Below are 10,801 nucleotides of genomic sequence, written 5' to 3'. Positions count from 1 at the left end.
GATAAAGCATCGAAAATGATAAAAAACAAAATTTATGAATCCATTGGAAAGAACTCAATAATTATTTTATTCTTAATATGCTTGAATAGACTCAAGCCATTTTATGAAAACATTTATAAGGATAGTAAATAATGAATGCATGGAATAGTGTCATTTTTGTTAAAAGTAATAAATCAATGTCTGAAATGAATGCCATGGCTAAGTGGGAAGGCGTTGAGAACATGTGGTCTACATCGGGTGAATGGGACTGGTGCATCAAGCTCGATCAAAAATCTTCCTCCCCTGAAAAAGCTGAGGCTTTTGTCGCTCGTATGCGTGATGAACATTGGGCTACGGAAACTAAAACAAATTGGTGGAAAGAGGTTTCTGAAAGATAAGATTCTTTACTCTCGGAGCAGCTGCTCCGAGTACAAAAGTACCATTACCCTAATCATCATCAAAATCTAAAAGAGTCTGAATGAATTATATATTTGCTCTATTTTCTGCTATAACTTTTATATATATCCTTTAAATATTTTCTAATTATGCATCCAGATGTAGAAAAATTAATCACTGATGAAAAAGAAAGAAAAAAATATCAAGAAGCGATTGATCTTGCCCAAGACGCTCTCTTGCGATCTATGGGTAAATCACCCAAGTTAAAGGATCATGAAGACGTACAAAAACATTTTGCGGCGGCAAGCCAGGTAGCATACCAATCTTACCTTAAAACCTATGATGCGAATAATGCCAAATCGGATGAAGCCTTTAAGCAATATCGCGACACTTGTGATGAGAATAACCAAAAAACACGCGATGCAAGTCAACAGGTGAAAGACGGAAAAATAAGTTATGAGGATTACTTAAAGATCAAAGAAGCGAATGATAAAGCAAACGATGAAGCTTACAATAAAGCAGTAGAGGCCAAAAAAGCAAATGACAAAAACAGTCAGGAAGCCTATGCCATGTATCAAGCGATACACGAGGGTCATTCACGATCGATAAAAACCTCACAAGAAAATTATGAAAAAAGTAATCCAACGACTTCTAAGCCTACTGATACCGTAGTTCAATCTCCTGAAGTCGATAAAGTGGTCTCCTTTTATAAAGAATTTTTCAAAAAGGATGAATGGTATAAAAATAATGATCCCAAAGTAGAAAATGGCAAAATTCATATGCCTTTTAAATCAGATAAAGATGCTGTTGAATTCGCCAAGAAAATGGCTGAATCCGGATCTAATTTTATCATGGTAGACAAGGAAACCAACAAAGTTCTCGCCTTTTCCCAAGGAGGGAAACTCTATCAGATGAAGGATGGAAAACCCCAAGAATTTACCGAACCATTTCGTCCAAGTAAAGAGGACATGGAAAAACTTCCCACTTTAGAACAATTCCAAACAGCCCCCCCATCAATCCCCAAACCCACAACCAAGGAAAATGAGTTCTCTTTATCCGCGCCAACCTCTTCCAATCCGAGTGGCAGCTTACCGGAAACCACAATAGAATCCCCTAAAGATGAATTGGCTGAGCAAGATACGGTTAAAGAACATATCTCAGGCCTAGGGAATACCTAATAATATGGTACTCTATAGTCCATGTTTAAAAAAAACTTAGCAAGTATATTAAAATCAATGCGATTATCGTAAATTTAATTGATTCTTGCTTTAAGGAAGTCTTCTTTATGCCGAAAATATATATGTACTATACAATCACACCGAACCAAGAACTTATCATTTCCAGTTATCATGCGAATTTGCAATCTAAGTCCAATTGTGCTCAATTAGCTAAAAAAGCTGGATTAAGTTTCAAAGATTTAAAATCATTAGATGGAAGCATTCCCGATAATCCTTCCTACGGCGACATTAAAGAGAAACTTCTTGAGTTATTAAGCCATTTTAATAATCTTCCCGCGGGTAATGAATATATTAAAGTGACTTATATAGGAGATTTAAACCTATGTACTAATAAAAAGGAACCGACTCCTTGCTTGTTCGATGGCACATTAAATCAGTTTTTTTCCGGAAAAGAGGTTTATCTCATATTAGAATCCGCAAATAGTGATTTTGTAGACAAAGCGATTGAGTTAGCAGATAAGAATCAATTGTCTGGGATAACACTTCAAGTGAAAGGGGGAGGAAAAGCTAAAATTTACCCCCATGCAGAAATGAAAACGACTTTAGACACCCCCTCTGCAAATATCAGTTTTATGGAAGACAGTACTGACAGTACTGAGAAAATGACCGATCCTAAATCTTTAGGCCGGATCGGAATTTTCACTCCAGCCAGTTCAGTCACGTCATCTTCTTCCCCCCAATCCCCTACAGATAAACTATCCAGACTTACTCGATTATTTAGATAATACTTTTATATGATTTTATTGCGTTTTCATGAGACTCTATAAAGAGCTCATGAATTTTTTAAAAATATTTTTCAAGTTAAAGTCAGATGCTCCAATGACTCGCGGTGAGCGGTATCAATCGTATGTTGATGAGACTTAAGATTGGCAGCATAAAAAGGTGAATGCTGCACATCAAATTGAGCGAGTAATTGATACTTTTGTTCCTCCAACATAGCTGGATTGTTGCTTATCTCTTTTTTTATAATTTCAACGATCTTAGTGAACAATAATTCGTTCAAGGTGGAGCTCTCTACCCCTTTCATAAAAATCAACGCAAGTACTTTGGCATTAGAATGATTGCTTAGATAACCTTCAACTTCCGATCTCCTTGAAGCACCCCAAAAGCTACCCCATATCATTCCTTCATACTTTTTCAATGTAGCCCGAATTAAATTTTTAAATGATTTCTCAGTCAAAGAGTCCACCCACTCATAGATTGCCCCATACAAGATAGTCCTCTGCTCTCTACTGTAAGGATGAGTAAACTTTTTGGCCTTGATCATCGATTCTCTTTGCTCCCCAGAGGGTATTGGGTATTCGGGCAAGATAGGGGGCATGAGTCCTCTACGCGTCGAAGGATCCAGTTCTTCACGTTCTTTATCTTTACTTTCTTTTTCAAATTCTTTTGCTACAGATTCTAGGGGAATTTCGCTATCACAAGACTCATTAACCTCCCCCAATTCTGGAACTAATTCCGGCCCTGGTAATTGACTCATTTTTCTTTGATGTTGAATCCGTTTTTCAATGTCTTCAATAAAATACTTCACGTCTGTAAGTTGGAAACGGCGTTGATGATCTGCAACGTAATTAAGATACTGCATGGCTATTTCTTTGCAACGATCAGGAGAGTATCTTTCATCCCCTTGTAGTCCTTTCAGATACATTTGCCTTAACGTTTTAGCAATTTTTGGACCTGTTTGTTTGTTCTCAGGGAGAAAGTAGGAAATTTCGACAGGATACCTTGTTTTTGATTGCTCAACCGATTTTGCCTTAACAAAAATTGAATCCGGTATCATTGAAACCCAATGAATGTTATTTTGATTATTTAAGATCATGACTGGACTGCCAAATTGCATAAAAGGACTACGGCCATTTCTATGGAGATGCAATACAATTTCATTATCATAAAATGTATCAATGGTGCCCTTACTATTTCGTATCATCCGTTCTCCTTGTATTGCACGGTGTAATACAAAGAGCGTTTCTTCTGTACCCCATACAGATTCTCGTCGCAAATGATCTATATATAAATTCAAATAATTTTCATTTTCTGTTAAAAAAAAGTTGACGGTTTCACTTCTTAAAATATTATCTAAAATTATTTCTTGCTGAAACCTAACTTCGTCTTCAGTATGATCGCCACTTTCTTTTTCCCATTCTTTTTCTTTAATGGCCCACAGGCGATAAAACTCCTTAATCACATCGCTTACCCTATGTTTTGCATAGTTTGTCATGGCACGATCCGTACCACTCATTTTGTATACTTCTGCTTCAGTAAAATTTCGGTTAGTAAAATCATGGTCAATTAGCCTGGACAGACCTGAACGACTCTGCTTAAAAAATTGTTGGAAGCAAAATTCCAAACCATATTTACCTGCTGTAAATAAAGGGGTATCTTGGGGGGATGTTTTAAACTCAACTTTTGTGTGCTCCGCTGCTAACCTCCTGGCTGCCCTTCCAAGAATCGGCTCAATTATTTTTTTAATTTCACTGCGTGTAAATTCTTGATTGCTGTCCTGAGACAATAAAGTTTGTAAACGATATTTCTCTTCTCCACTCAGTTTGAGCTTATTGAAGATATTGTCGGTAAGCAGGGGATTACTTTGGGTCCTCAAAAAGTACATTAAAGAGATGCTATAGGCATAATACATGCAATTGCCATGACCGCTATTATCGACCTGAAACATAGATAAGCTCCTTTTTTATGCCATTCCTTAAGAAATTTTCTTAATATTAATCGCGATGTTGAATAAAAATGATTCTTGCTGATGATAAACAAATAAGTTCATACCTCAGCTCCATCATAAATGTTTCATTTTGAAATTTCTTTTATTTTTTTAGCAAGAGTCGAATTTTTTAGGTAAGGAGAAAGCGTTGGCATAATTCATAGTCTTGTTGACACAATCATAAGACCACAAAACCCATGCTCACTTATGTTAGGAAGCAAAAGAGTAAGGGCTATCAATCAGAAAATTTTTATAGATAATGATTGCTTATTCATTACCTACAGAAAATGCTTTATCTATGCCAGGTAGTACCATATCGTACTTTCCCGCAATGACCATTGACACAGCCTTTTTTTACAGTGGTATGGTGACAATTACCTCCTTTACATACCGTATAATTTTTTTGATAGCCCCAGTAAGCAAAGGAACTTGATGTAAAGCTACTTACAACCAAGATCATGAAGATTTTTTTTAACATGGAATATTCTCCCTGTGATTATATTGACTATTATGATTAATATTTAATTATTATTAAGGAATAGTATAGTTGAGTTCTCTAGGTTTTGGAGACTGTTAAAACGCGAACAAACGCTCTAGATGGAAGCGCTTGTTATCTTATTTCATTCAAAAGAATGCTAAATTCATAAGGGCTCATTTGACGTGAGAAATAAGATCCTTGACCATACTTGCATCCGTATTGTGTTAATTGCTCCCTTATTTCCTGATTTTCCACACCATCTGCCAAAACCTCAAGATCAAAAATTTGAGACAACTTCATGATGGCTTCTACAATTTTCGATTTATTACTATCTTGAATCATGTCCAAAACCAGGGATTTACTTATTTTTATCCCATGAATGGGAAAATTTACTAAATAGATAAAAGAAGAATTTCCACTGCAAAAATCATTGATGGATATCTTAACACCGAGGGTATTTAATTGGTTTAAAACCTCAATGGATTTTTCCCAATCAGCCAAACAGGCACGTTCATCGAATTCTAGTGTTAAATACTCAGGCGAAATTTTATTTTCAACCAGCAACTCCTCTACTAAGACAGTCGTCTTTTTATCAATAGCATCTTGAACAGACAGATTCACGGATATATAAATTTTATGTCCATCTTGATGCCAACCAGTTAATTGTTTGATGGCATTAATTAACATAAATGAGGTAAATTGCTGGCTTAATTCTGAACCTTCAATAAGAGGAATAAATTGTTCTGCACTGATCAGTCCATATTTATCATGAACTAAGTAAGCCTTTGCCTCGGCACCAATGATCTTTCCAGTAGACAGCTCAACAATGGACTGACAATAAATCTTCATTTCCTGGTTTTCTATTGCTTTTTTTAATGAACTCATCACAATTCGATTGGATATAAAATCTTCTTCCATATCGGGATCATAAATGGCAAAAGGTTCCCCTTTTTTTCTTGCATGAAAAACGGCAGTGCGTGCATGGCTCACTAATGCCATTGCATTTTCACCAGAATGCGGATATATGGCTGCTCCTGCAGTAGTGCTAATGTTGACATGAATGCCATCCACAATAAAGCTATGAGTCGTCGCTTCAATGATATTTTCTAATAAGGTCGTATGATTCAGATTTTCATTTAACCGCGGCAACAATAAAGCAAACTCATCACCTTCAATTCGAGCTATCGTATTTATCCCCATAGTGGATTGAAGCATAAAGGGAAGGGTTAACATTTCCTTCAATTGTTTGACGAACTGGATTAAAACATGGTTGGAATTGAAATTACCAAAATTATTGTGAATGGTTTTAAAATCATTTAATTTTAAGATAATGACACCCAGTTCATTGGCTTCCTCAATCTTGTTTATGGCCTGTTTGATCTGTTCATTAAACAGGAGCGCATTCGGCAGTTGGGTAAAATAATCATGTTCGCTTTCGTATTTAAGTTTCGACTCGAGATCCCCGCTTCTATATAAAAGCGCTTCAGTTTTATCTGCCACAAAAGATTCCGCTGTATTCACTAAACCATAACAAAACGATTGTCCCCAATATGCAAATAAAAATGGACTTAAATCAAGTATCCAGATGGCAGGGTTTGTAGTTTGTGCCTTAACAAAACCATTTAAATTAATAACGCCTGTAATTTGATAAGACACTATGAGCGAGGCGATAAGAATACTGCTTATAGAGATCGTTAATCCTATATAAGCATACCTGTTGACGTATTCTTTTAAAATAATTGAGCTTTTTGCAAGTTTGTAATTTATATCCATATAATTTTGATTTCTAAAATATCCTATTAACTAATTTTAGTACTTAATTTAAATTTGTTGTTTACATGATGAAAAATTATGACACAATTAATGTTTTCAAAGTCTTATCTCTCAATTGAGATAGTCCAATGAACAGCAAGCGTCCTACAGTATCTTAAAATACGCTTGCTATTGGTTATTTTCAAAATGCTACAGATTCAGGCCAAACCCCGCATTGTACCTGTCCAATATGTTTTTTTTGTAGAAGAAGCATGACCAAACGAGATTGGCCTATGCCGCCCCCAATGGTTTGGGGTAATACTCCAGAAATCAATTTTTGGTGCCAATCTAAATTTAAGCGTTGTTGACATCCCGTAAGAATTAACTGGTAATTCAATACAACTTCGTTAACGCGAATGCCCATGGAAGAAATTTCAAAAACATCGGCTATGATCGGGTTCCAAACCAAAATGTCACCGTTTAACCCCGTTAAGCCGACTTCATTCACAGAACTCCAATCATCATAGTCGGGTGCACGTAAATCATGGGGTTTTCCGTCAGATAAGGTACCGCCTATCCCAATTAAAAAAACAGCACCATATTTTTTGGTAATTTCCCGCTCCCTTTCCTTAGGGGTCAGGTTCGGATATAAAGCGAGGAGTTCTTCACTGTAAATAAAATGTATGTATTGGGGTAAAAACGGATTTAATCCATAAAGATCACTGACCATTTCTTCTGTGCTTTTTATCGCATCATACAATTCAATCACCGTTTTTTTCAAATAACTCAAATTACGATCTTGTATATGAATTACCTGCTCCCAATCCCATTGATCGACAAAAACCGAATGGGTGGCGCTTAATACTTCTTCGTCAGGTCTTAAAGCCCTCATATGGGTATAAATACCCTCACCCGCTTGAAAAGAATACTCCCCCAATAGTTTCCTCTTCCATTTTGCTAATGAATGCACTACCTCAAAAGTATGCTCTGGAATTGCTTTCACTTTGACAGAAACCGCTTGTTCTGTTCCGGATAAATTATCTTGTACTCCATCGCCGACACACGTCAATAAAGGTGCTTGCACCTCAATTAAACCAAACTTGCGCTCCAGTTGCTGAGAAAAATAATTCTTAACCCGGGTGATTTGCTTTTGTTTTTCTATAAAAAATTGTTTCATAACCATCCCCCCAAATAAATGAGTAGATATTATATGGTTTTTTCACGCCATTTTTAGTATCAATTTAAAATATTGGTTGTGTTGTTAGTTAATATTTAATAATATTAAGTTAATTTTAAATATTGTTTAATATTACATAGTGAAACATCAAGAAAATTATCCGATCGATAATCTGGATAGAAAAATACTGAATGCATTAATGAAGAATGCACGTACTGCTTATGCAGAACTTGCTAAAACTTATGGAGTAAGTCCTGCTACAATTCATGTTCGTGTCGAGAAAATGCGACAAGCAGGTATTATCCAAGGGGTACATGTACACGTTAATCCCAAGCAATTAGGTTATGATGTGTGTTGTTTTATTGGTATTACCCTAAACCATGCAAAAGACTACCAATCAGTTTTAAAAAAATTGGAAGATTTAGAAGAAGTCATCGAAGCCTATTACACTATAGGACATCATTTTAATATTTTTATTAAAGTCATGTGTCAATCCATAGATATGCTTCAGCAGTTATTAGTCAATAAAATACAACATATTGAAGCAATTCAATCCACAGAGACACTCATTTCGTTGCAGAATCCAATTATGCGTTCTGTAGTTCCTTAATTCAATTTGTATGAAGATCATTTCCAGAAGGTTTGGAATGAGTCCTAAGGAATATCCAAAGAGAAAAATCACGGATTTTGTTTTATGGTGTCCAATTGGATATCTGGTCCACTTTTTTCAGTTGAGGATTTTGGTGCACTAAGTGGGTTATCTTCAATTTTCTTCCCTACTTCGGTAATTAGGGAAGAGGAATTGGGGCTCCCCAAACTTAATACATCTGCTTCTAATTGAGTTGATTTTGGTGCACTTTTTGCAAGATTTTTGGAAAATTTATCCATGAACCCTGAAAAACCACTGACTAAAGCATTTACGGCTTGTTCTTTTAAACCTTTACCCTGAAACCCATTGAGGAATGATTCGACTCCTACTTTTGCGGCACTCACATAAGCCTTTGTCATAGTCCATAATTTTGAGGGCATACTATGAGATGAATCATCTAATATACGATTCACACTTTGCGTAACTTTGAGCGTATCCTCTCCTAATTGTGTCAAAACTTTCGGATCAACATCTCTATCTTTTCCGAGCACGGACTTATGCAGGAACGACAAACAGGTACTTTGTAGCGATGTGCCTGCATTACTTAACTGTAATAATTCCAATGAGCGGACTGTGTTTGATAAATCTTTGCCAGAACTTTTTTCTAATTGCGTCTTTAAAACATCCAGATATTTTTCTTCAGCCTCTATTATCTGCAGGCGGGCTTGTTTTATTGGGTTATCATCCTTTTCAGCTTTTACTTTGTCATGTTCTGCCTTAATATCTGAGATAATTTGTCTGCCGCGATCTTTTTCGTTCAACAGACTTGTTGCGAGTGATTTATTATATCCTGACATGCCTTGCTGAAAACTTCCAGCGACCATTTTCGCGACCGTATCAAAAAATCCCTTTCCTTCCTTATATCCCTGGATCGTGCCTTGACACATCCCCATAACCCCACTGATGCACGCTTTGGCAAAACCCATCATTTTTTCAGTGACAGGCTTTGATTTGTCAAAAGCCAAACCCGTCGCCAAATTCCATCCAATTCTTACGGTATCAATACCTGTATTAAGTACTGCTTGAGGATCAATTTTTTCATCTTTACTTAGGTTCGATGTGGTAATCACAGCTCGGCTCAGTAATTGTGCCTTCGTGGTATTCTGATGCAATTCTTTGAGCGCTTCATGAGCAGTGTCTCGCTGTGTCGATGTCGTCGCTTCCTTGAGATCATTTTCTAACTTGCCGGTTTCTTTATTAATTTCCTCAAACAATTGTGCTTGAGCTTCACGGTATGGGGTAGGCATTTTAGCATGTTGCCATTGGGAAAGATTCTGGCGTATGTCCGTGATAAAACCCTGGGCTTCATCTATTTTAAGTTGCTCTTCTTTACTAATCATAGTGTCTATTTTGAATGCAGTTTCTATCAAAAGTATAGCTTAATTTACCTCTAAAATTTGGTTAAGCAGGGAGCTCATCATCCATGCACTCCAATTTATCTGACAAGTTTGCAAAATTTTTATGTTTTTTTGCAGGGGCTTTTCAATTTATTTTTCTTGTGCTCATCCCTTGTAAAGACTGAACAGTAAATGCCCTAACTTCTTGCGCTCAATAAAAAAATCTTAAGATCATTCTTAAATCAATTTGCTTGATTTATATTCTAATACTACAATAAAGTTGCATTTAACGACAGGAGGTTATAATGAATAAAACAATAAATTTTGTATGGATTGCATCAACATTGGTTGGATTAGGGGGTTGTACTACGATGGACACCTATAATTCCCCTGGATATCGCAACCACTATGTGTCGACGAAATATGTATCTCCAGGATACCGATCTCATTACCGTGGGGTAGGTTGGGGTAGTGGTTACTATAGTTCACCCAGTTACTATGGGGTAGGATATTCTAGTGGCTACTACGGCTCTCCCAGTTATTATGGCGTAGGCTGGAGCGGGTATGGTAATAACTATGGTTATTATGGAAATTCTTATGGTTATTATCCAAGTTATTATTCAAAACACAGGTATTACTCTAATAACGTAGGATACACTGGAAATACAGGATATTATTCTGGCTATAGAAACTATAGACATATGAAATATCGCCATAATACCTATAATAACAACTATGTAGGTTATCACAAAAGAGGAATAGGATACCGAAACACTCAAATGAACTATCAAACCAACCAGTTAAACTATCAAACCCGGTACAGAAAAGGCCATGGAAATTATCAAAGTGGCATGTCTGGGTATCACCATGGTTCAGGATATCATATGACTGGCTATCATAGTGGCCAAACCAATAAAGGAATGTACCAAACAAATCAGGTGAATTATAAAAAAGGTCAAGCAACTTATCAAAATGGCCAAGCAGGTGTTCAATAACATCCATTTTTCCGCATTGGGTAGTTTTGCGCTATAAAACTACCCTTTGTTTCAATCAAACATTTAGAATTCATAACTCAGACCATGGTT

10 protein-coding genes are annotated in these 10,801 nt (G+C 36.3%); 5 read left to right on the top strand and 5 right to left on the bottom strand.

All coding sequences use genetic code 11. The features are described 5' to 3' along the window. Nucleotides 1-131: 131 nt before the first annotated feature. From BU07_RS0104385 to BU07_RS0104375, 3 genes are all read left to right on the top strand, one after another. Nucleotides 132-377 (top strand): hypothetical protein, encoded by a 246-nt coding sequence (locus tag BU07_RS0104385; RefSeq protein WP_031563890.1) that lies wholly within the window; start codon nt 132-134, stop codon nt 375-377. 147 nt (nt 378-524) lie between these two features. Further along, nucleotides 525-1,553 carry a hypothetical protein gene (locus BU07_RS0104380; RefSeq protein ID WP_031563889.1) on the top strand — a complete coding sequence of 343 codons (1,029 nt, stop codon included), beginning with the start codon at nt 525-527 and terminating at the stop codon, nt 1,551-1,553. A gap of 107 nt (nt 1,554-1,660) precedes the next feature. Next, nucleotides 1,661-2,338 carry a hypothetical protein gene (locus tag BU07_RS0104375; RefSeq protein ID WP_031563888.1) on the top strand — a complete coding sequence of 226 codons (678 nt, stop codon included), beginning with the start codon at nt 1,661-1,663 and terminating at the stop codon, nt 2,336-2,338. 71 nt (nt 2,339-2,409) lie between these two features. Here the strand turns inward: BU07_RS0104375 and BU07_RS17790 are convergent, their stop codons facing one another. From BU07_RS17790 to asnA, 4 genes are all read right to left on the bottom strand, one after another. Further along, nucleotides 2,410-4,284 (bottom strand): hypothetical protein, encoded by a 1,875-nt coding sequence (locus BU07_RS17790; RefSeq protein WP_051635462.1) that lies wholly within the window; start codon nt 4,282-4,284, stop codon nt 2,410-2,412. 331 nt (nt 4,285-4,615) lie between these two features. Beyond that, on the bottom strand, nt 4,616-4,801 hold the full coding sequence (locus BU07_RS17175) for a hypothetical protein (RefSeq protein WP_084157792.1): 186 nt from the start codon (nt 4,799-4,801) through the stop codon (nt 4,616-4,618). 132 nt (nt 4,802-4,933) lie between these two features. After that, nucleotides 4,934-6,574 carry a putative bifunctional diguanylate cyclase/phosphodiesterase gene (locus tag BU07_RS0104360; protein WP_031563886.1) on the bottom strand — a complete coding sequence of 547 codons (1,641 nt, stop codon included), beginning with the start codon at nt 6,572-6,574 and terminating at the stop codon, nt 4,934-4,936. Between the two features lie 181 nt (nt 6,575-6,755). After that, nucleotides 6,756-7,730 (bottom strand): aspartate--ammonia ligase, encoded by a 975-nt coding sequence (gene asnA / locus BU07_RS0104355; protein ID WP_031563885.1) that lies wholly within the window; start codon nt 7,728-7,730, stop codon nt 6,756-6,758. A gap of 139 nt (nt 7,731-7,869) precedes the next feature. On the opposite strand from asnA, the gene asnC reads away from it, so the two are divergent. Then, entirely contained in the window at nt 7,870-8,340 is a 471-nt protein-coding gene (gene asnC, locus BU07_RS0104350; protein WP_031563884.1) for a transcriptional regulator AsnC, read from the top strand. 68 nt (nt 8,341-8,408) lie between these two features. Here the strand turns inward: asnC and BU07_RS0104345 are convergent, their stop codons facing one another. Then, a complete protein-coding gene (locus BU07_RS0104345; RefSeq protein ID WP_031563883.1) occupies nt 8,409-9,719 on the bottom strand; it encodes a hypothetical protein in 1,311 nt (436 codons plus the stop codon). A 302-nt stretch (nt 9,720-10,021) separates the two neighbouring features. Here BU07_RS0104345 and BU07_RS0104335 point away from each other — a divergent pair, with 302 nt between their 5' ends. Next, nucleotides 10,022-10,711: a hypothetical protein gene (locus tag BU07_RS0104335; protein ID WP_031563882.1), complete on the top strand. Its 690-nt coding sequence runs from the start codon at nt 10,022-10,024 to the stop codon at nt 10,709-10,711. Nucleotides 10,712-10,801 lie beyond the last annotated feature (90 nt).

Source organism: Legionella wadsworthii DSM 21896 = ATCC 33877 (assembly GCF_000701265.1).
GTDB classification, from domain to species: Bacteria; Pseudomonadota; Gammaproteobacteria; order Legionellales; family Legionellaceae; genus Legionella; species Legionella wadsworthii.
Note: the sequence above shows the minus strand (reverse complement) of the source record. Positions and strands in the feature narration are given on the sequence as shown.